Here is a 20736-nt window from a genome sequence, read left to right as displayed (position 1 = left end):
TTACGCCACCTTAAGTTTTACATTTCCTATGTATTAACTCATCACTGTCTAGTGATGTGGTGTAGTTGTGTGTCTGTATATCACATCACTAGCCTTTAAAAATTCCTAAAAAATAGGCTATTTCTATGTTTTCCAATATTCGAGCGCAATGGTTCTCCAATATCCATGCGGATATTTTGGCTGGACTGGTTGTTGGTTTGGCACTGATCCCAGAAGCCATCGCCTTCTCTATTATTGCAGGGGTGGATCCCAAAGTCGGTTTATACGCTTCGTTCTGTATTGCCGTGGTGATTGCTTTTGTCGGTGGTCGTCCTGCCATGATTTCAGCCGCAACAGGTGCAATGGCCTTGGTCATGGCTAGTTTGGTCAAAGAGTATGGCTTACAATATCTACTGGCTGCCACCTTGCTCACAGGGGTATTACAAATTATCGCGGGCTACCTAAAACTGGCGAAACTCATGCGTTTTGTGTCCAAATCTGTGGTGATTGGATTCGTCAATGCACTGGCGATTTTGATCTTTATGGCGCAGCTGCCTGAACTGGTCAATGTTACATGGCAGGTCTATGCCTTGGTGTTATTGGGCCTGATCATTATCTACCTATTTCCACTGATTCCAAAGATTGGAAAATTATTGCCCTCTCCTTTGGTTTGTATTATCACAATCACGCTGTTAGCAATCTACTTCGGCATTGATATTCGTACAGTGGGAGACATGGGTTCATTACCTGATACGCTTCCGGTGTTCTTGATTCCTGATATTCCCTTCAACTTTGAAACCTTAAAAATCATCTTTCCCTATGCAGTTGCTTTAGCAGCAGTCGGTTTACTTGAGTCGATGATGACGGCGACGATTATTGATGAAATGACCGATACCCCAAGCGATAAATTTCAAGAATGTAAAGGTCAAGGTATCGCCAATATTGCTTCTGGTTTTATGGGCGGCATGGCAGGCTGTGCCATGATTGGGCAATCGATGATTAATGTAAAATCAGGTGGATTAACTCGATTATCGACCTTCTCAGCAGGGATTTTCCTCCTCATCTTGGTGGTGTTTATCAGCGACTGGTTAAAGGTGATTCCGATGGCTGCTTTAGTTGCCGTGATGATCATGGTCTCGATCAGTACTTTTGAGTGGAAATCCATCCGCAGTTTCAGCAAAAATCCAATCAGCAGCAATATCGTGATGCTTGCAACAGTGGCTGTGGTGGTTGCAACCCATAATTTAGCCTTGGGCGTGCTCACAGGTGTGTTACTGTCTGCTTTATTCCTTGCCAATAAATTAGAGCAAGATATTCGAGTTGAGCGATATTTTGAAAATCAGGCGCGTGTTTATGATCTGAAAGGTCAAATTTTCTTTAGTTCTTCAGAAAAATTTATGCAAGGTTTTGATTTCAACGAGGATGTAAGAGAAGTCATTATTGATTTGACCCATTCACATATTTGGGATGTCACTTCCGTGGCAATGATCGACAGTGTGGTGCAAAAATTCCAGCGCAAAGGTGTACACGTTATTGTGCGAGGTTTGAATGAAGCCAGCTCGATCATGATTGATAAATATGGAACTCATCAAAGCTCAAGCTAAGTTTGCATAAATAGCCACAAACTCTAAAAGTGCTTAAGCAACCAAACTTAAGCACCTTTTTAAAATTAATAAATTACGTTTCGGACAAAACGAACGGTGCTACCCCCTTGATTGAGATAACGATAATTGACAGAACTCTCAAATAAAATCGACTCTCCTGCCTGAAGCACTCGATTTTCATGTTCAAACGAAATCGTCAATATCCCCTCCAGCACATAAATCAACTCTTGCCAGCCTGTTTGATCTGGTTCCGCCTGATAGACTTCACCCACAGCCAAAGACCATGTCCATAATTCGACTTGTGTTTGGGTTGGCACAGCAGCCAGAAGCGTGGCATGACTTTCAGTCTGCTGCCCCTGCCAAGCCAAGGTATTGACGATGGCAGATTCACTCAGCTCAGATGGGCTGACCAGCTTTTTAAAATCAACAGTTAAAGCAGTTGCAATCGCATCAAGCTTGGCCAGACTAATATTGACTTGACCTGTTTCCAAAGCAGCAATGGTACGGCGGCTGACGCCTGCTCGATCTGCCAAATCTTGCTGGCTGAGCTGACGTTCGGTACGAAACAGACGGATATTCTGTCCCACATATTGCAATACCGTCTCTGAATGACTCATGCATTCCTACAATAAAAATAAAAAAACTGCGCAATATATTGCACAAAGCTAACAGGCAATGCAATATGTGCAGTATATTGCACTTTACTCATGAGGATGGCTGCGTTGACCGCTTTGTCTCAATCTCCTAAAGCCGCACAATTCGCGCTTATTTTTATTACCATGATTTGGGGTGGTACCTTTCTAGCGGTGCAATATGCCCTGAATTTTAGTAGCCCCATGTTTTTTGTTGGCTGCCGTTTTGCAGTCGCGGCTTTGGCAATCTTCTTAATCTCGCTCAAATCCATGCGTGGCCTAACCCTAAAAGAGGGCTTGGCAGGTACAGCCATCGGGATTGTGATCGCAATTGGCTATGGCACTCAAACCATTGGTCTACAAAGTATTCTTAGTAGCGAATCCGCCTTTCTTACCGCACTGTATGTGCCCTTAGTGCCCATTTTAATGTGGGTGATCTTCCAAAAGATGCCCTCAGTGATGACTTGGGTCGGCACTGCACTGGCTTTTACTGGTTTAATCTTGTTAACAGGCAATGGCTTTTCGAGTATTAACTTTAGTTATGGACAAGTACTCACCCTGATCTGTGCCTTTGTGATTGCACTCGAAATTATCCTGATTGGTTATTTTGCGGGGAAAGTGAATCTAAGACGGGTTACGGTGATTCAACTAGCTGTCGCTTCATGCTTATCGTTTGCCAGTATGCCTTTGGTGGGTGAACACAGTATCCCAAGCTTCTCATGGGGATTGCTGATTATTGCAGTAGCGCTCGGCTTAGCCAGTGCGTTGATTCAATTTGTGATGAACTGGGCACAACGCATGGTTGACCCAACGCGTGCTGCGATTATTTATGCAGGTGAACCGGTTTGGGCGGGTGTGATCGGTCGTATTGCCGGAGAACGTTTACCATTACTGGCCTTGTTTGGAGGAGTATTGGTGGTACTTGGAGTCTTGGTCAGCGAATTAAAATTTAAGTTCTTTGCGAAGAAAAGACGACCAGAAAATTAATAGATAAAAGCGCACAACAGTTTTAGTTCAATAAAATCTATTGTGCGCTGAGATCACTAAGCTGGAATTTGTTTTTGATTCGCAGCGATAGGACTATTGCCAATTTGCCACACGTACGGCAAAGGCGCTTGATTCACTTCCCAATCGCCAATCACTTTCTGTTTATACACCAATGGGTTGTGTGAGGCGACCACACGGGCATTGCGCCAAAAACGGTCCAACTGCTTGTCGGTGCTACTGGCCGATGCACCCAAGGCATTAAACAACTCGGTGCTCAGATTCAAGACCAACTCCGCAATCACCACCTGCCCCTGTGCCGATACTAATTCAGCACGTTCATTAGCCACCAACTCAGCTTGTTCATCATTTTGAAAATGTTGCAAATAAGCAGCATCTAAAGCTTCCGCAGTACTTAGTGCAATACTTTGAGCCGCATAGGCCTGTGCAGAGGCTTTGCCAATGACTTGCAGGATTTGCGCATCTTCACGCACCAGACTGGCATTGCCATGACTATAAATCCGGGTTCGTTGACGCACTTCCTGCTTAAAGGTCTCCACCGCACTGTGTGCAATACCCGCCAAAGTTGCGAGATGAACCACCTGATAAAATGCAGTTTGATATTTAAAACGGTTTTCAAACACCAGAATATGATCTCGACTAATCTCTACATCATTTAAGGTCAAGGTCCCGCTACCTGTGGTTTTTTGCCCAAAACCATCCCAATCATCCACAATATCAATCCCTTCAACTTGCGTGGATACCGCAGCAATTACATGCTGATTGGTGGTCTCATCCAAAGCGAATAGGTCAATCCAATCTGCGAAAATCGTGCCTGTGGAATAATACTTCTGACCATTAATACGGAGTTTTCCATCCTGTGCTGCTGTGACACGAGTCGCTACATCTCCGATTTCAACTTTACCAATTTCTGTCCATGCATTCCCCACAATCTCACCACGGACAAAGCGTTCGAACCAGCGTGTCTGCGCTTCCGTTTTTTGTGCATTTAAACGGTCTTCGACAAAGGCAAAATGCCCGCGTAAGGCCTGAACCACATTCGAATCTGCCTGAGCAAGTTCAATTAATAGCTGAAATAGCTGCTTTTGCGAAACCCCCTCACCACCAAAAGCCACAGGCACACGTACCGCACCAAAGCCAGCCTGTTTTAGCCATTGAATCGGTTCATAGGGCAAGGTTCGGTTTTTTTCCCGTGCTAAAGCGCCTTCCGCGATTCGTTTGAAGATCGGACGGAACTTGCCCGCCACCTGCTCATAATGTGCACCCAAGGAGAGATTTTGATTCGTTTGACTGGTCATAATACTACCCTCTTAGCTCCACGCATGACGTGGCAGTGCCACACCATTTAAATAATAATTACCCACCAGATTGTATTTCCAACGTACGGGATCATGCAGGGTATGCGTACGTGCATTGCGCCAGTGCCGATCCAGATTCAACTCGGATAAGGTGGAACGAGTACCAGACAACTCAAATAATTTATTGGCTGCCAAGAGTGCGATTTCAGTAGTCAGCACTTTCGATTCAGCCGTGAGTAAAGTTGCTTCTGTTACGGTGTCTTCGGTTGGATTGGCCAAAGCACGATCAATCGCCTCGCCTGCCAAAGCTAAAACCGCCTCTGCGGCACGCAGTTTAATTTTTAGCTCACCAATATTACTAATGGTATAGGGATCTTCACTGGCATGTTCCACACCCGAATCAATCCAAGGGCGGGCATGCTCACGGACATAACGAATGGTTTCCTCAATGGCCCCACGCGCAATTCCTGCATCGACAGCAGACTGAATAATTTGCGAAATTGCACCTGCAGCTGTTGGACGTTCAAAAGCCTGATGAATCGGCACCACATATTTTAAATCGACTCGAACATGATCCAGCTGCACGCTACCACTAGCCGTAGTGCGCTGACCAAAACTGCTCCAGTCATTCACAATGGTCAAACCAGGAGTATGTTGTGGTACCAGTGCTGCAAATACTTTGCCATCGTCACTGACCGCAACCACCGGAATCCAATGTGCCAATAAAGCACCTGTGGCAAAGAATTTCTGACCACTAATCAGCGCATAATCCTCTTTAAATTCAATTTTGGTGGTCAAATCCGCGACGGTTTTCGAGTTTTTTTCAGAGAATGCATTGCCTAAACGCTTGCCTTGCAGCACTTGTTCGAAGAAGAACTGCTGCTGTTCCAATGACGCATCCAAACGGATATGTTCTAAAAAGGCCCAATGATTTTGTGCAATCTGCCCTAAAGATGAATCTGCACTGGAAATAATGGTCACCACCTCAGCAAGAGTTTTATAGCTCACCCCAGCACCACCGAACTGTTTCGGAATATTAATCCCCCACAGACCAGAGGTAGAATATTGCTGGATTTCCTGTAGTGGCAACTTGCGTTCATGGTCACGCTTTGCCGCATCTTTGGCAAAAGCAGCCGCTACGCGATGCGCCACAGCAATGGCTTCTTGATCTGAAGCAATCACATGTGCTGGCGCATTATTCAAGTAAAAATCTTGAGGAATACTCTGTGCATCTTCCAGTTTTATTTCTATTTTTGAGGTCATTATAAATACTCATTTTCCAGTTATAAAAATAAACTAGCACTATTTTTATTGCATATTTATAAGTTAAATTTAGAACCTAATCTTTTTATTTAAAATAAACTCAAACCACCACTGATTGATTTAAAAAATAAATTAAAATCAACAATAAACAACTCAAAAAGACGAACTAGCGCGTCAACACCATTTGCTCAAGTAAAAAATAAAATAACATTTTGAATTTAATAAAAAAGAGCCATTAAAACTAAAACCCAAAATCACGTTAAATAGATTCATGATAAACATTTATTTTTTTATGATTAATCAATTCAATCATTTTTAATTAAGATCAATAAAAATCTTTAATTTAGTAACGACCAATGAGCAAGCAAATTAGATTTAATGCCTTTGAAATGAACTGTATTGCGCATCAATCGCCTGGATTGTGGCGTCATCCATTAGATCGCTCAACTGAATATAAAGAACTCGAATATTGGACCGATTTGGCCAAGATTTTAGAGCGTGGTAAGTTTGATGGGGTTTTTATTGCCGATGTTTTAGGCATTTATGATGTTTATCATCAATCAGCAGAACATGCGCTCACAGGTGCAGTACAAGTTCCCGTGAATGATCCCTTGCAAATCGTACCTGCTATGGCAGCAGTCACCAAACACTTAGGCTTCGGTCTGACAACTTCAATTTCGTTTGAACATCCTTATCCCTTTGCACGGCGCATGAGCACTTTAGATCACCTGACCAAAGGTCGTATCGGCTGGAACATCGTCACCTCATACTTGGAAAGTGGCTCAAAGAATTTAGGTCTTAAAACGCAAGTCAGTCATGATCAGCGTTATGACATCGCTGATGAATATTTAGAAGTTCTCTATAAACTTTGGGAAGGTTCTTGGGAGCAAGATGCTGTGCTGCGTGATAAAGAAAAAGGCATCTTTGCCGACTATCGTAAAGTCCACCCCATCAATCATCAAGGTCAATATTTTAGCGTTCCCGGCATTCATATTTGCGAACCTTCACCACAACGCACCCCTGTACTTTATCAAGCAGGTGCATCAAGTCGTGGACAACTGTTTGCCAGCCAAAATGCTGAATGTGTGTTTATTTCTGCGCCAACTAAAGCAGCCGTGAAAAAACTGGTACAAGGCATTCGTTCCAACCTAGTTGAGCAAGGCAAAGATCCTCATTCGATTTTGATCTACACCATGCTGTCGATTGTGGTGGATGAAACCGATGCAAAAGCCCAAGCAAAATTCAAAGAATATCAAAGCTACGCCAGCTATCATGGCGGCTTAACCTTGGCATCAGGCTGGTCAGGTGTCGATTTTTCACAATTCCATGCAGAGGACAAAGTTGAATATATTCATACTGATGCGATTCAATCAATGCTCGACTCTTATGTAAAAGCCGATCCGAATCGAATCTGGACCATTGAAGAGATTGCGAAATTTATTAGTATCGGTGGTAATGGCCCCATACTGGTAGGCTCTGCTGCAACGGTGGCCGATCAACTACAGACATGGGTGGAAGAAACTGATATTGATGGCTTTAACTTAGCCTATATTTTAGCGCATCAAACTTTTGAGGATGTGGTGGAATATCTGGTGCCAGAACTACAGCAACGTGGCGTGTATGCAACTGAATATACCGAAGGGACTTTACGTGAGAAACTGTTTGGACAAGGTCCATTACTGACAGAACAGCACCGCGGGGCAAGCTATCGCTATCATGCAACAGCGAAAACCAACAACAATAGAGAACTCGCTTAGGTTGATACACCACCCAGCGAGTTCTGGCTGGCCTTAGCCTTGATACATCGGCTTATTGTCATTTAAGGCAATCAAACCTCGAATAGCACGATAGACAATCCAGATCCATGCACCAAAGATCACCGCAAAGGCAAAAGTGGTTGCAGAAATCGCAACGCCTGCAAATGCTGTGCCGTTGTCACCGGTAAAGAACAGGAATGAGAACGGAATAAAGGCAATAATATTCCAAGCCAAATACCACCAGAAGGTGCGAATTTGCCAAGTAAAGTGGCTTTCAAAAATTGAGCCTTGTACATCACTGCGTTTTACATAGTTAATGATCAAGGCAATGATTGCCAACAAACCACCAGTAAAAATTGCAATAATATAAAGTACATACAGCACCAAGGTTAAAGTACGGTTTGGATCTTGATCAACGGAATAATTCATTTTTATTTATCTCCAGAAACAAACTCCCTCAATCAATAGAACACATTGAGTGGAGAAATTAGCCAACATATCAATAGTATATGGAAGACTATGGTACAGAAATAAATCTTACGAAACGGTTGTTTTTGTGTTTTATGTCTCAGTTTTTGCTGAGCAAGCCAACCAGCGCACCATCCACCCAAAGAATCTACGATATGTAAGGTCTGCTCTGGAATGCGTCGATTACCCAATTGTGCCGCTTCTTTATCTTGTGCATAGAGCCAATAACTCAACACATTCATCAAGCTGACAAATAACAAGGTATACGGTGGTAACAATTTACTAAAGCTTGCGCCCACCATAAAGACAATATAAATCACAATGCCAATCTGCATCGCAGACCAGCGTTTCGACGGTTGAGGTTGACTCGGACGAGCACGATGTTCAATCACCTGCGATGCTTTCAAATACGTCGCCTGTTGAGCGCGATAACGACCGCGCTCATCCAAAATGACTACATATTCCAAGGCACAACCGACCAAAGGTCGAGGCCCTGTGCGAGCAAAGTCTTTGATATGGATAAAGACACGATCTTTTGCTGTGTCATTAGGTTGGATAAAGCCATAGCCTTTATCGTCAAACCACTCAACTAAACGACCTTGATCTCGCATGTCTGTTTCCTAAGCTGTGATTCGTTGTAAACGGTCTTGTAACATCATGCGCATTTCCAGCGGATCTTTTTGCAAAATATCATCGCCTGTACGCCCTTGCTCAGCATTTTTCTGCGCCACTTGTAAGCGCATGCTCCAGAAACGGCACGCCGCCATCGCCAAGAAGATATTTAAACAAGCTAACTCATCAACGGTCAGCTGACGAATGCTTTGATAAGCTTCAAGAAAAGCATCGGCCTTAGCTTGATCTAAATGCGCTTGTGGATAGGCGGTACAAAAGTCATTGATACTAATCGCAATATCAAATAACCATTCATCTTGATTCAATTCATAAAAATCAAGAATACCCTGTAGTTGATCGCCTTCAAACAACGTGTTATCTCTAAATAAATCTGAATGAATAAAGCCAGTAGGGCGGTCTGGATGCTGCTGGGTGATTGCTGCAAACTGTTGGAACACTTCTGCCAATAAAACCTGATCTTGCGCATTCATTTGTGGCTTAAGTTGCTCAGCAACATCTGACCAATATTGATGATTACGATTAAAATCACGTTCTAAAGGAAAGCTTTGTAAGGCCAAATGCAATTTTGCCTGTGCTTGTGCAATCGCCTGAATTTGGATAATGCTGGTATCTTCAGGATGCTCACCCATCAAGCGCGGGGCAATTTGTGCAGGTTTATCTGCAATACTATGAATCGCCTGCCCACTATGCTTTAAAGGCACCGCCACAGGTACACCAGCCTCACCCAAACAATCCAGTACAGGCACCAGTTCACCTGCCCCTTCAGCATCTAATTCTTCAAAAACCGTTAAAACATATTGTTTCTTTGATTGATCCACCAAAAAATAATTGGTGTTTTGAATACCGCCTTGGATTGGAATCAGGTCAATCACCGCTAAACCATAAGGCTCAGCAAAGGCTTGAACTTCTTCTAAACTCAACGGGGTATAAACCGACATGGAAAACCTGCAAAAAATAGCTGTGAAGTTTGATAGAATACCTGTTCCCTCCATGAAGGTGTAGCACCCCTTTCTTTATTGGCGATTTTTTGGAAAATTTTATGCTCGCAAAACGTATTATCCCTTGCTTAGATGTTGATAATGGTCGAGTCGTCAAAGGCGTTCAATTCCTTGATATTCGTGACGCAGGTGACCCTGTTGAAGTCGCCCGTCGTTATAACGAACAAGGTGCCGATGAAATTACCTTTTTAGATATTACTGCTACCCATCATGGACGCGACACCACTTACCGTACCGTAGAACGCATGGCAGAAAGCGTTTTTGTACCCTTAACTGTGGGCGGTGGTGTCCGTAAAGTTGAAGATATCCGTTTATTGTTGAATGCAGGTGCCGATAAAGTCAGTATCAACTCTGCTGCGGTATTTACCCCTGAATTTGTCCAAGAAGCCTCGCAACGCTTTGGTGCGCAATGCATCGTGGTCGCAATTGATGCCAAAAAAACGGGCGAGAACAAGTGGGAAATTTTTACCCACGGCGGTCGTAAGCCAACAGGCATCGATGCGATTGAATGGGCGGTGAAAATGGCTGACTTCGGCGCAGGCGAACTGCTGATTACCAGTATGGATGCTGATGGTACCAAAGCAGGTTATGACATTGCTTTGATGCGTCAAATCAATGATCGCGTCAATATTCCAACCATCGCTTCGGGTGGTGTAGGAAACTTACAACATTTAGCAGATGGCATCTTAAAAGGCGGTGCAGATGCAGTACTGGCTGCTTCTATTTTCCACTTTGGTCAACACACCATTCCAGAAGCAAAACAATATCTTGCCGCACAAGGCATTGAGATGCGTCTTTAATTAGATGAGCCATAAAAAAACCTCTCAAGTGAGAGGTTTTTTATTTAAATAAAGCTACATACAGACAAAAAAATACCTTGCTGAGCAAGGTATGGAAACTGCGTTATACAACGCTAGAGGGTAAACACAATATCATCATTTTGAACAAATTCTGAGCATTTAAAATGCTTGAGCTAAATTAGCGAGAAAATGAGTAAAGATATTGACATTAAAAACCAATTTTATTGACAATTCACGACATACCCCTATTTTTATCGTCATGATTTGTCAATAAAACAAAGATCCCCTCAAGATCAATCCAGTTTAAGCCACTGATTCTTGTTTTGGTTCTGCCTCAGTTTGCTTTGCAGGCGATGTTACCAATTTTGGTTTTTGTTCAACCCATTTTGCAGGAAAAACGGACTCAATCGCTTGCGTCAAAACTTTAGATAAAGCTGCAGGTAAAGGAAGACCCAATGGATTGGCCTCTTTTAAATCCGCAGAAGACACCACACGGGTACCCATCACATAATCAAACCATGGACGCGTCACGCACCAGTTAGCATCTTGGTTTGAATTCATATGATGATCATAATGCCAAGGAATGGTTTGTTTTGCCCAGTCAGGCTCTAAGTGTGCCCGACGATGCACATAATAATAGTTGCCTGCACTATACAGTGCTGCCAAAGACATTCCTTTTGAGATTGGATAAAACGCCACACTGGCAACGCCTGCCACCACAGCCAAAGACATAATTTCGTTACGGGTACGCCAATGCTCCACCCCTTCAACATAGCAATCATCAGAAAACTGCTGTTTACGTACTTCACGATGATGCGCCCAGTGCGATTCCATACTTTTCGGTACAGGGCTATAACGTGGCTGTCCCGGACGATGTACCCCATGCAAAATGTATTTATGTGCAAACCATTCAAATGCATTTGCAACAGCCAATCCTGCGATAAAACCCTTAATCATGGTTTTCTCCAAATGTTTCCTTATTTTTATTAAAGATATAAATTTTTGTAGGCGAAGTATTGACGATACGATATATTTATATTGACAAAACACGACAAGATAAGGAGTGGACAGGATGTCTCAACTCAAGAACTATACAGGCTCTGTTTTTGGTGGTTTGGGGCATTTATTAAAAGCATATTGTGAAGCAGAGAACATCCATATTCCTGAACAATTACAACAGGTTCAAAACCTAGAGCGTTTTGATTATGTGATTTGGCGTGATCTGTTGGAAGATCTAAATCGACTGCATCCGAAGAGTGGTCTAGGCTTGGAAATCGCAGCCTATGTACAACCCAAACACTTAGGTATCATTGCCTATTTGGCTTTATCCTGTGAAAACCTAGGTGAAGCTTTGGCACGCTATCATGATTTTCATCGGCTGATTTATGATGGCAGTCCTTTGGTGGTTGAATTTAATCCTCCCTATGCGTCAATTCGTTGGGAAGCGCCTGAGCCACATCCGACCCAACTGACCGATGAAATCGCGATTGCCCTGATGGTACAATTCCTTAAACTGTTTATGTCAGGTGATAGTATCCATCTACATGAAGTACATTTCGTCAATGCTGCACCAAAAAACATCAGCATTTATGAGCAATATTTCCATTGTAAAGTGCGTTTTGAACAACCCAAAACCCAATTATTATTGCCTGTCAGCGAAGCTTTTAAGCCACTCAAAACAGGTGATCACACCTTACAACAACTGTTGTTACAGCAAGCCCAAGCCTTGCTGGATAAACTGCCTAATTCGACTCAACTGGATCAACGGCTACAACATGCCATTTTGACAGGCCTACAAAAAAACCAATATCAAATCGATTTTATCGCCGAAAAACTTGGCCTTTCCGTGCGTCAATTACAGCGCCATTTACAACAACAAGACACCACCTTTCAGGAGCGGGTACAGCAGGTTCGTTTTATGTTGGCGACCGAATATTTAAAAGATCCTCATCTGAGTTTACAAGAAATTGCGCTACTGCTCTGTTATTCTGAACAAAGTGCTTTTCAGCGAGCTTTTAAGATTTGGACGGGGCAAACCCCGCAACAGTGGCGAAACAACAACACAACTTACAATTCGTAATAAAAATACTGACGAACTAACGGTTTCGCAACTGATCGATTTTTTCGCCCGTTTTATATAAGAGCCTATATACCTATGTGAATTAGTTCACAATTTTTTCACGAGGGTTAAACATATCCATAATAAATTTTGGATGTTTGCTTTTTTTATTTTTTATAACTGATGTGGTGATAACAATGAACAAATATTTAGCAGAATTTCTCGGGACCTTTTGGCTTGTTTTTGGTGGTTGTGGTAGTGCTGTTCTTGCAGCTGCGTACCCTGAACTTGGCATTGGTTTCTTAGGTGTTGCATTAGCATTTGGTTTAACTGTTTTAACAGGTGCTTACGCTTTCGGTCATATTTCTGGTGGTCACTTTAACCCAGCTGTCAGTGTTGGTTTATGGGTGGGTGGACGTTTTGATTCTAAAGATTTAGTCCCTTATATCGTGTCTCAAGTGATTGGTGGTGCGCTTGCAGCATTCGTGCTGTACATCATCGTACAAGGTCAAGCAGGTTTCGCAGGTACTGGCGGTTTCGCAACCAATGGTTATGGTGAACTCTCTCCAAACCATTTCTCTGTCGCATCTGCATTCTTGATTGAGGTTGTTTTAACTGCATTCTTCTTGATCGTGATTATGGGAGCAACGGATCGTCGCGCGCCTGCGGGCTTTGCACCAATCGCGATTGGTTTAGCTTTAACCTTGATCCACTTGATCAGTATTCCAGTCACCAACACATCTGTTAACCCTGCACGTAGTACTGCAGTTGCGTTATTTGCTGAGACCGCAGCAATCAGCCAACTTTGGTTGTTCTGGGTTGCACCAATCATCGGTGCCATCATTGGTGCAGTGATCTACAAATTCGTGGGCAGCGAGAAAGACTAAGCACGATACATCCCATAAAAAACCAGCCGTTAGAGGCTGGTTTTTTATTTATAAGAATGGATTCTCTATGTCCTGCTCAGGCTTTCTGTCAATCTGTTCAGGAAGTTGTTCTTTCTCCAAAGCGGCAACCACATCATTAATAAAGCTTTGCAATGCCTTTGCCGTTTTCAGCCCTGCCTGATCTTTGGTAATCTGTAAATTGCCATATAAACTCACGCAATCGACCTGATTTTCCAAGGTCAGATCATAAATTGCTGAGGATTCATCACCCTGTTCAAAAGGTTTAAACATCGTTTCCCTCTCATTGTTGTTGTCTATTCCACAACATGAGCCATGCAGAATGACTTTGCAAGATGTTCTACATTATCTCAACATTTGTAAGAAATACTGCAGCAATGCATTTACCAATTGATTGATCAAGGCTTGTTTGGTCTCTTCATCAATTTGTGGGAATTTGCTTTCTGCGGCCTCGGTTTGCTGTGAAGTAAATTCACGTTGCTGCACTTGAATGGCATCGGTTTTAACTTCTTCTGCACACTGACTCTGTCCATCCCAATGCGAATAACTGATGTCTTTATTCGGCTTTACTTGTACTGCAGAAAGTGGCAATTGATAAACATTACGCTTCTGTTGTTCCGTCAATTGAGGGAACAAGTTGATGCCAAGTTTCTCTTCCAAATAGCAAACACTGACCACTTTGACCTGCTGAGAATTATTATTTGGCGCATAGTAAGCACCAATAATCCCTTGCTTGGGTAAATACACCGCTTTATATACCGCAGTCGGCACAATCACGCCCTTACCAATAGTTTTCAGGCGTTTACCTTCAAATACTGGCCCTGTCAGTACATAGGCATCTTTATGCTGTTTGGTCACGACTGAACGTACCGCTTCTTCTAACTTACGCCAAACTTCCTGATTATTTTTAGGTGCTTGCGGAACCATATTGGCTAAAGAAAAGCTGTCATACTGTGCCGCAGTATTATTCATATCGCCATTTGGTGCCATATGCCCACGGTCATAGCCCGAGCCACGATAGTCAGATAACAACGCACGATGTGCAAGTTTGACCCGTGTTTCTTCGTGGAAATTATCTTCCCGTTTAATTTTGACGCTTAAGCGTTCTGGTGTCAGATGTTCTGCCGTCCACAATGGGGTCTTAGATACACCTGAATACATCACATTAAAATCATTAAAGCACAAGGCATAGCTGTCTTTTTTCAGACTGTCTTTGCTTAATAACGGTGGAACATCACGATAAAATTGTTTTAGACAAGCAGCATTACTGGATTGAAATGGCATCAACTTCGAAATTTTTTCACTACCAAATGCGATCGCAAAACTTCCTGTCGCGACCAAAGCCAACACCATCTTTCCAATATTTTGGCTCAAAAAAGCAAATGGTGTTTTACTCTTTCGAGTTGGTCTCTTTGCCATAACTACATCAAAATCAATACGAACGCGCAGCTTAACAACTCAAAAGCCCTGTGTATATTGAGTTTCAGCCCAGAGCGACACTTTATGTCGCAAATCTGTACACTTGATCTACAGACAATAAAAAAGGCACGCTCAGGTGCCTTTTTTATACGTTTTTCTTAAATTTCGATCTGACTGCCTAACTCCACCACGCGGTTGGTTGGAATCTGATAGAAGTCACTGACAGGGCTGGTATTACGCTGCATCGAGATGAACAACTTTTCACGCCACGGTGACATGCCATCCCCCACGGTATGCACGATACGATCACGTGAAATGAAGAAACTCATTTGCATCATATCGAATTCAAAACCAAGTTCCTTATAAGCTTGCTCTAATGCATTCGGTACATTCGGCTGATCTTTAAATCCGTAGTACATATAGATTCGATAAAAATGCTCATCCAGTTTTTCAACTTTTAAGCGATCTGCTTCAGCCACATACGGAATATCTTGGGTATATACCGTGACCATCACATTACGTTCATGCAGCACTTTATTGTGCTTGATGTTGTGTAACATCGCATGCGGCACAATGTTTGGTGTACCTGTTAAGAAAATCGCTTCACCTGGTACAAAATGGGTTTCTTTACTCATGCCAATACTCTTGATAAATAACTCAATTGGCAAAGCATTGGTTTCCATACGGTTATAGACAATTTCGCGACCACGTTTCCACGTCATCAAAATGGTATATACCACCACACCAATCAGGATCGGCACCCAACCACCTGATAGGATTTTCAATGAAGTTGAACCAACAAAAATTAAATCAATAATCAGGAATGGCACCGCAAATAACGCCACTTTCCATAACGGCCAACGCCATACGCCATAGGCTAAGGTCGAGATCAAAATCGTACCGCACAGCATGGTCATGGTTACCGCTACACCATAAGCACTCGCCAATTCTGCACTGCTTTCAAACAATAAAATCAGGATCACCACCGAGATAAACAACACCCAGTTAATGAAAGGCAGATAGATCTGACCTTGTTCTACATCCGAAGTATGGTGCACGGTTAAGCGCGGTAAATAGCGTAATTGGATGGCTTGGTTCGCCATTGAAAATACGCCTGTGATCACCGCTTGGGAAGCAATCACGGCTGCGGCTGTCGCCAAGCCAATCATCGGGAATAAGGCCCAATCTGGAACCAGTAAATAGAACGGGTTTTCAATGGCTTTGGCATCACGTAACAGCAGCGCCCCTTGCCCTGCATAGTTTAAAAGCAAACAAGGCAGTACCACCAAGAACCACGCCAGTTTAATTGGCACGCGTCCAAAATGCCCCATGTCGGCATACAACGCCTCACCACCGGTCATGGTCAGAATCACTGCACCCATGGTGATAAAGGCAACTGTCGGTTGATCAAAAACAAAATGGAACGCCCAATACGGATTGACCATCATCAATACATACGGGGTCTGGATAATGCTCCAGAGACCAATCAGACCAATAGATGCAAACCATAACAGTGTAATCGGGCCAAAGAATTTCCCCATAGTGGCAGTACCATGCCGCTGCACCATAAACAGCGCAGTGAGGATACCTAAAGCAATCGGAACCAGCCAACGATCTAAAGCAGGCGTCACCAGACTTAAACCTTCAATCGCAGACAGTACTGAAATTGCCGGGGTAATGATCCCATCACCAAAGAACAGGGATGCCCCGATAAAGCCCAATGCGATCAAAAAGATTTTATTTTTATTGCTAAAAACGGAGGAACGCAGATTCAGTGCGAGCAATGACATGATCCCGCCTTCGCCATTGTTGTCCGCACGCATGATCATTGAGACGTACTTAAAACTGATGGTTAGGTTCATACACCAGAAGATCAGCGAAAGAATACCTAAAATAGAACCTTCACTGATATCAACATGCCCTGTGACAAAGCATTGCCGTATTGCATAGAGTGGACTGGTTCCAATGTCTCCAAATACCACCCCTAATGCTGCCAGCGTCATCGCGGGCAATGCGGCTTTTTTTGCAGTACTTTGCATATGATGTTGTCTTCAAAGTTGAACGTTATATGGCGCAATATTATCACTAGCCAAAAAGTTTTTCTGCAAATCTGTTCGACTACAACTTGGCAGCGTGCATTTTTTTGGGTACTATCGCACACCTTGGTGAGGTGTCCGAGTGGCTGAAGGAGCACGCCTGGAAAGTGTGTATACGTTTGCGCGTATCGAGGGTTCGAATCCCTCTCTCACCGCCAGAATTTTTATTCATGTGATTGCATGAAATGAGAAAGCTTAAATCTGATGATTTAAGCTTTTTTGTTTATATCATTTTTAGCTTAAGCAAAATTCTCTAAAATTTAAACCAAAGATCAATTCGAATTAATTCAAGAATCTTCTAAAGTCCGATTGGGAAAACTACATTCAAACCTACTGCATTGTCTCTGATTGCAAATAAAGATTGGTATAAATTCGACTATCGACATCTATAGCAGAAAAGAAAAATCATCTTTTATTTAATATTCAAAATTTAGGAAGAATTAATTCTAACTTTGATAACGTATCTATAAACACATGCTCTTTTTATCAGAATTTTGCTACTCTATTTCTTTTACTTTCCTCGCTTTCACTATGCTCAGTTTATTTGTTTACGGGACTCTAGGACCAAACCGTCCTAATGCCCATATCATGGAAAATATTGGTGGTACATGGGCAGAAGCACATGTATTTGGCACACTCAAACAACAAGGCTGGGGAGCTGAATTGGGCTTTCCAGGTATTGTGCTCGATCAAAGCGAGCATAAAGTCTCTGGCTTTGTCTTTTTTTCAGACAATCTAGAACAACACTGGCAAGCATTGGATGAATTCGAAGGTGCAGGCTATCAACGCGTCCCTGTTAAAGCGCATTTAAGCACAGGTGAAGTGATTGATTCCTTTGTCTATGCACTCAATAGCTAAGCTGAAATCGGCGAAAATTCGACAAACGAATTAAATTTATCTGATTGCTCATTTTTTCGCTTGTTTTTTTAAACAGATTCTGTAGAATTCTCGCCACGTTGCCGGCATAGCTCAGTTGGTAGAGCAACTGACTTGTAATCAGTAGGTCCACAGTTCGAATCCGTGTGCCGGCACCATTTCTCGCTTTACTCTCGTTTCTTCCCCATCATTTTCTCAAAATGCGAAATATTCGGATTTAATAAATCCCATTCATTGGCATGACTCACAAAACATTCTGCTTGCGGTTGATACAAATTTGGATCATCCAATGTTCCTGCACGGATTGAAATCATCTCAGGTACGAGTTCTGGTAGGCCAAACATTTGTGAACCACAGTTTGGGCAAAATGCACGGCGGATCGGCTTGCCAGATAATCCCAAAGACTCAAAATATTTTAATTCGCCATTAATTTTCAGTTCTGATTGATGAAAGAAGGCAATCGGTGCATAAGCACTGCCTGTAGCTTTCTGACAATCACGACAATGACAATTAAAACGATAACGTGGCGCAACCTCCGCCTGATAGCTCACTGCCCCACACAGGCATGAACCTTTATATTCATTTGGCATCTTGTTCTCACTTTTTTACTGCACTGATTTGAATATAACGTACTAATCCATCATGGTAGAGTTTTCGGCACAACTTGGCAGTCATGTTTATTTTGAGTTGAGCCAAATCAAATGCTGATTTTTCAATTTTCCGTGTTTCGATATATTCCGCAAAACCATTCAATACGGGTTCGGAAAAATCCTGAATTTGAATATCAGTAAAACCATGCTGCGCTAAAGTCTGCCCCAGCTGCTGCTGATCCATCAATTGTTGCCAATTCACATCGGCACTTTTCAACAGATAGCGATATTTTTGTTGTTGTAGCGCAGAACACTGCTGCCAATTATCCGACCACATCAGGGTGTGAAACGCGATCCGACCTTTTGAATTCAAAACTGAAGATGCTGAATTGAGAAATGAATTCAAATCACTGTGATAAGCCGCATCTATACACAGCACCACATCAAATGAATTCAAAAGTTGCAGTGCTTTTAAATTCAAAAAAGATCCACAATGAATTTGAATCTGCGGTAATTGTGTTTGAATTCGTTTGACACAATCAGGCTGTAACTCAACTGCACTGAGTTGTTGAATGTGATAATGCTGGGTCCAGTGCAACAAACTGGCACCTTGTCCACAGCCTAGATCTAAAACACGATCTGTGGATTTCAGTTGAATCGATTGCGCAATTTGATCGGCTAGACTTCGGCAGGCCTGTGGATAATTTTCATGTTGATCTCGCCAAAAACCTAAATTACTCCAAGCAAGCAATGCATCATCACCGAGTCGTTTGGCATCAATCGCATATTTATGCCCAATGACTTTTTCAATCAATGCTTGCTTGAAGGTTGCCATGCTTAATAACCGAGTTCAGGCGCAACTTTAACTTTTGGTTTTAATCCAACAAATGGAACGGCTGCACCTAAGATTTCAGAAATATGCATCGCAGAGGTCACAGCCGATTCTAAGATTGGCAAACCATCGCACGACCATGAACCGCAATAAAACACTTTGCGATTTAAATCCAAATGACGTTGCTGAATTTGTTTATTCAGGGCGACCGTTTCTGAATCGACTACTGCACGGGTGAGTTTTACCTTGGAAATGATTTTCTTCGGATCGATATCAATCACAGGACACCAGGTTTGGAACACGGCATTTTTACCGACTAAGCTTGGCTCAATTGCATTAATCCACACAGTAAATTGCTGACGGGTAAATTTACGATCCATCATATAGCTCAACACCGCCCAATCTTTACGGCGTTGCGGCATCACAATTGGATCTGTATGAATAACCAAATCGCCCTGTTCGAAGCGGAATTTTTTCAGTAAGGCAATATCATCGGCAAATTGTGGTTGCTTGAGAAAATCTTCAATCACTGGCGTTGGTGTCGCAATCACCACACGATCAAATAACTGGCTCTCACCTTGCGCATTTTCTACCAAGACCTTATCGCCCTGTTCTTCAACTTTTTGAACAGGCGAACCACTATGAATTTCGATGCCTTCAATCAAACGATTGACCAAGGCAGGTGTTCCGCCTTTCATTCGCAATAAGGCTTCACCCTCAGTCAACTGACGAATAAATTCCAGTAAAGGTTTGGCTGGCCATTCCCCAATGGTTTTAGGATGACAAGTACAAATGGTATACAGCACCGGCATCACCGTGCCATGCCAGAACACTTCCTCAATATGATATTGATTCATGAATTCAGCTAAGGTGATGTCTTGATTATCCGATTTAAAAAATTGATGCACCGCTGTTTTCAGCTGCAACATGCCTTTGACCAAGCGCCAACCATATTGCTGAATCCCTTTGCGATTATTAATAATTGGGAAATTGCCGATTCGGCTGCGTGACGTCGTCAACCATGTATCAGTCTTATCTTCGAACAACCAACTGCAAGCCATAAAGGTACGGACAGGGAACGTTTCTATGCCCAAGTAACTTGCCAAGCTTAGGGTGTTTTTCCAAAGCTTTGGATTCATTACCCGTAGCGGAGCATCAATAATGCCCCCATCAAAATCAATACTATGACTATCCATGCCTCGCCCTGCGAGTGCTTCGAATATCGTGACCTTATGCCCTGCATCATGTAGGATTCTGGCTGAGGCAAGTCCTGCCATTCCACTGCCAATAATTGCAATATCCAAAATTATGTCCCATCAGTTGATGATTTTTCTTGATTATGACCGATAGTTAAGCGAAACACGGTATTAAAAAATACCAGATTGAAGGCTTCTGCCAGACTTTTGTCGTAATATCGTTGTTGGATTCTTGTTACATTTTATCACAAATTGCATTTTCATCTTAACATGATGAAAAAATTAAACTTATTATATTTTAGGACACAAAAATATACAGAACATTC

General features: G+C 42.6%; 20 protein-coding genes and 2 tRNA genes. 9 read left to right on the top strand and 13 right to left on the bottom strand.

The genetic code is table 11. From position 1 onward, the window contains the following. Nucleotides 1-125 precede the first annotated feature (125 nt). Nucleotides 126-1583: a SulP family inorganic anion transporter gene (locus NDN11_RS01125; protein WP_251110539.1), complete on the top strand. Its 1458-nt coding sequence runs from the start codon at nt 126-128 to the stop codon at nt 1581-1583. Nucleotides 1584-1648: 65 nt separating this feature from the next. On the opposite strand, the gene NDN11_RS01120 is transcribed toward NDN11_RS01125, so the two are convergent. Next, nucleotides 1649-2200 carry a helix-turn-helix domain-containing protein gene (locus NDN11_RS01120; RefSeq protein WP_251110538.1) on the bottom strand — a complete coding sequence of 184 codons (552 nt, stop codon included), beginning with the start codon at nt 2198-2200 and terminating at the stop codon, nt 1649-1651. A gap of 96 nt (nt 2201-2296) precedes the next feature. On the opposite strand from NDN11_RS01120, the gene NDN11_RS01115 reads away from it, so the two are divergent. Beyond that, nucleotides 2297-3202 carry a DMT family transporter gene (locus NDN11_RS01115; protein ID WP_502801325.1) on the top strand — a complete coding sequence of 302 codons (906 nt, stop codon included), beginning with the start codon at nt 2297-2299 and terminating at the stop codon, nt 3200-3202. A 56-nt stretch (nt 3203-3258) separates the two neighbouring features. Here NDN11_RS01115 and NDN11_RS01110 read toward each other — a convergent pair whose 3' ends face one another. Together NDN11_RS01110 and NDN11_RS01105 are read right to left on the bottom strand one after the other, a co-directional pair. Continuing rightward, a complete protein-coding gene (locus tag NDN11_RS01110; protein WP_251110536.1) occupies nt 3259-4518 on the bottom strand; it encodes an acyl-CoA dehydrogenase family protein in 1260 nt (419 codons plus the stop codon). A gap of 12 nt (nt 4519-4530) precedes the next feature. Beyond that, nucleotides 4531-5781: an SfnB family sulfur acquisition oxidoreductase gene (locus tag NDN11_RS01105; RefSeq protein WP_251110535.1), complete on the bottom strand. Its 1251-nt coding sequence runs from the start codon at nt 5779-5781 to the stop codon at nt 4531-4533. 356 nt (nt 5782-6137) lie between these two features. On the opposite strand from NDN11_RS01105, the gene NDN11_RS01100 reads away from it, so the two are divergent. Then, nucleotides 6138-7538 carry an LLM class flavin-dependent oxidoreductase gene (locus NDN11_RS01100; protein WP_251110534.1) on the top strand — a complete coding sequence of 467 codons (1401 nt, stop codon included), beginning with the start codon at nt 6138-6140 and terminating at the stop codon, nt 7536-7538. Nucleotides 7539-7571: 33 nt separating this feature from the next. On the opposite strand, the gene NDN11_RS01095 is transcribed toward NDN11_RS01100, so the two are convergent. The 3 genes from NDN11_RS01095 to NDN11_RS01085 are packed head-to-tail and all read right to left on the bottom strand — an operon-like array spanning nt 7572 to nt 9577. Next, the gene (locus tag NDN11_RS01095; RefSeq protein ID WP_251110533.1) at nt 7572-7967 is read right to left on the bottom strand and encodes a DUF4870 family protein; all 396 of its coding nucleotides are present in this window, start codon (nt 7965-7967) and stop codon (nt 7572-7574) included. A 32-nt stretch (nt 7968-7999) separates the two neighbouring features. Further along, nucleotides 8000-8617: a DUF1294 domain-containing protein gene (locus tag NDN11_RS01090; protein ID WP_251110532.1), complete on the bottom strand. Its 618-nt coding sequence runs from the start codon at nt 8615-8617 to the stop codon at nt 8000-8002. Nucleotides 8618-8626: 9 nt separating this feature from the next. After that, the gene (locus NDN11_RS01085) at nt 8627-9577 is read right to left on the bottom strand and encodes a homoserine kinase (protein ID WP_251110531.1); all 951 of its coding nucleotides are present in this window, start codon (nt 9575-9577) and stop codon (nt 8627-8629) included. A 101-nt stretch (nt 9578-9678) separates the two neighbouring features. On the opposite strand from NDN11_RS01085, the gene hisF reads away from it, so the two are divergent. Further along, on the top strand, nt 9679-10437 hold the full coding sequence (hisF, locus tag NDN11_RS01080) for an imidazole glycerol phosphate synthase subunit HisF (protein ID WP_004657307.1): 759 nt from the start codon (nt 9679-9681) through the stop codon (nt 10435-10437). A gap of 303 nt (nt 10438-10740) precedes the next feature. On the opposite strand, the gene NDN11_RS01075 is transcribed toward hisF, so the two are convergent. After that, on the bottom strand, nt 10741-11394 hold the full coding sequence (locus NDN11_RS01075) for a sterol desaturase family protein (protein WP_251110530.1): 654 nt from the start codon (nt 11392-11394) through the stop codon (nt 10741-10743). Between the two features lie 115 nt (nt 11395-11509). On the opposite strand from NDN11_RS01075, the gene NDN11_RS01070 reads away from it, so the two are divergent. Both NDN11_RS01070 and aqpZ read left to right on the top strand, forming a co-directional pair. Beyond that, nucleotides 11510-12517, top strand: coding sequence for an AraC family transcriptional regulator (locus NDN11_RS01070; protein ID WP_167248553.1), 1008 nt, complete (start codon nt 11510-11512; stop codon nt 12515-12517). 176 nt (nt 12518-12693) lie between these two features. Next, nucleotides 12694-13383 (top strand): aquaporin Z, encoded by a 690-nt coding sequence (aqpZ, locus tag NDN11_RS01065; protein WP_016162355.1) that lies wholly within the window; start codon nt 12694-12696, stop codon nt 13381-13383. Nucleotides 13384-13431: 48 nt separating this feature from the next. On the opposite strand, the gene NDN11_RS01060 is transcribed toward aqpZ, so the two are convergent. From NDN11_RS01060 to NDN11_RS01050, 3 genes are all read right to left on the bottom strand, one after another. After that, nucleotides 13432-13674, bottom strand: coding sequence for a hypothetical protein (locus tag NDN11_RS01060; protein WP_005185690.1), 243 nt, complete (start codon nt 13672-13674; stop codon nt 13432-13434). A 72-nt stretch (nt 13675-13746) separates the two neighbouring features. After that, nucleotides 13747-14820, bottom strand: coding sequence for a DNA/RNA non-specific endonuclease (locus tag NDN11_RS01055; protein WP_251110529.1), 1074 nt, complete (start codon nt 14818-14820; stop codon nt 13747-13749). 158 nt (nt 14821-14978) lie between these two features. Then, on the bottom strand, nt 14979-16859 hold the full coding sequence (locus NDN11_RS01050) for a potassium transporter Kup (RefSeq protein WP_004657295.1): 1881 nt from the start codon (nt 16857-16859) through the stop codon (nt 14979-14981). A gap of 125 nt (nt 16860-16984) precedes the next feature. On the opposite strand from NDN11_RS01050, the gene NDN11_RS01045 reads away from it, so the two are divergent. The 3 genes from NDN11_RS01045 (at nt 16985) to NDN11_RS01035 (ending at nt 17950) form a co-directional block, all read left to right on the top strand. Next, nucleotides 16985-17074 (top strand) — tRNA-Ser (locus tag NDN11_RS01045). A 373-nt stretch (nt 17075-17447) separates the two neighbouring features. Beyond that, nucleotides 17448-17774: a gamma-glutamylcyclotransferase family protein gene (locus tag NDN11_RS01040; RefSeq protein WP_167248551.1), complete on the top strand. Its 327-nt coding sequence runs from the start codon at nt 17448-17450 to the stop codon at nt 17772-17774. A gap of 100 nt (nt 17775-17874) precedes the next feature. Continuing rightward, a tRNA-Thr gene (locus NDN11_RS01035) sits at nt 17875-17950 on the top strand. Between the two features lie 9 nt (nt 17951-17959). Here the strand turns inward: NDN11_RS01035 and NDN11_RS01030 are convergent. Genes NDN11_RS01030 through NDN11_RS01020 form a run of 3 tightly spaced genes read right to left on the bottom strand, consistent with a single transcriptional unit; the run spans nt 17960 to nt 20518 of the window. Continuing rightward, a complete protein-coding gene (locus NDN11_RS01030) occupies nt 17960-18382 on the bottom strand; it encodes a GFA family protein (RefSeq protein ID WP_005201535.1) in 423 nt (140 codons plus the stop codon). Between the two features lie 7 nt (nt 18383-18389). After that, entirely contained in the window at nt 18390-19217 is an 828-nt protein-coding gene (locus tag NDN11_RS01025) for an SAM-dependent methyltransferase (protein WP_251110528.1), read from the bottom strand. 2 nt (nt 19218-19219) lie between these two features. Further along, entirely contained in the window at nt 19220-20518 is a 1299-nt protein-coding gene (locus tag NDN11_RS01020; protein ID WP_251110527.1) for an FAD-dependent oxidoreductase, read from the bottom strand. Nucleotides 20519-20736 lie beyond the last annotated feature (218 nt).

Source organism: Acinetobacter sp. C26M (genome assembly GCF_023702675.1).
Lineage (GTDB): Bacteria > Pseudomonadota > Gammaproteobacteria > Pseudomonadales > Moraxellaceae > Acinetobacter.
This window is presented reverse-complemented; position numbering and strand designations above follow the sequence as displayed.

Coding starts and splice junctions, on each gene's coding strand:
- NDN11_RS01125 (WP_251110539.1), top strand. CDS start 126: ATGTTTTCCAATATTCGAGCGCAATGGTTCTCCAATATCCATGCGGAT.
- NDN11_RS01120 (WP_251110538.1), bottom strand. CDS start 2,200: ATGAGTCATTCAGAGACGGTATTGCAATATGTGGGACAGAATATCCGT.
- NDN11_RS01115 (WP_502801325.1), top strand. CDS start 2,297: ATGGCTGCGTTGACCGCTTTGTCTCAATCTCCTAAAGCCGCACAATTC.
- NDN11_RS01110 (WP_251110536.1), bottom strand. CDS start 4,518: ATGACCAGTCAAACGAATCAAAATCTCTCCTTGGGTGCACATTATGAG.
- NDN11_RS01105 (WP_251110535.1), bottom strand. CDS start 5,781: ATGACCTCAAAAATAGAAATAAAACTGGAAGATGCACAGAGTATTCCT.
- NDN11_RS01100 (WP_251110534.1), top strand. CDS start 6,138: ATGAGCAAGCAAATTAGATTTAATGCCTTTGAAATGAACTGTATTGCG.
- NDN11_RS01095 (WP_251110533.1), bottom strand. CDS start 7,967: ATGAATTATTCCGTTGATCAAGATCCAAACCGTACTTTAACCTTGGTG.
- NDN11_RS01090 (WP_251110532.1), bottom strand. CDS start 8,617: ATGCGAGATCAAGGTCGTTTAGTTGAGTGGTTTGACGATAAAGGCTAT.
- NDN11_RS01085 (WP_251110531.1), bottom strand. CDS start 9,577: ATGTCGGTTTATACCCCGTTGAGTTTAGAAGAAGTTCAAGCCTTTGCT.
- hisF (WP_004657307.1), top strand. CDS start 9,679: ATGCTCGCAAAACGTATTATCCCTTGCTTAGATGTTGATAATGGTCGA.
- NDN11_RS01075 (WP_251110530.1), bottom strand. CDS start 11,394: ATGATTAAGGGTTTTATCGCAGGATTGGCTGTTGCAAATGCATTTGAA.
- NDN11_RS01070 (WP_167248553.1), top strand. CDS start 11,510: ATGTCTCAACTCAAGAACTATACAGGCTCTGTTTTTGGTGGTTTGGGG.
- aqpZ (WP_016162355.1), top strand. CDS start 12,694: ATGAACAAATATTTAGCAGAATTTCTCGGGACCTTTTGGCTTGTTTTT.
- NDN11_RS01060 (WP_005185690.1), bottom strand. CDS start 13,674: ATGTTTAAACCTTTTGAACAGGGTGATGAATCCTCAGCAATTTATGAT.
- NDN11_RS01055 (WP_251110529.1), bottom strand. CDS start 14,820: ATGGCAAAGAGACCAACTCGAAAGAGTAAAACACCATTTGCTTTTTTG.
- NDN11_RS01050 (WP_004657295.1), bottom strand. CDS start 16,859: ATGCAAAGTACTGCAAAAAAAGCCGCATTGCCCGCGATGACGCTGGCA.
- NDN11_RS01040 (WP_167248551.1), top strand. CDS start 17,448: ATGCTCAGTTTATTTGTTTACGGGACTCTAGGACCAAACCGTCCTAAT.
- NDN11_RS01030 (WP_005201535.1), bottom strand. CDS start 18,382: ATGCCAAATGAATATAAAGGTTCATGCCTGTGTGGGGCAGTGAGCTAT.
- NDN11_RS01025 (WP_251110528.1), bottom strand. CDS start 19,217: ATGGCAACCTTCAAGCAAGCATTGATTGAAAAAGTCATTGGGCATAAA.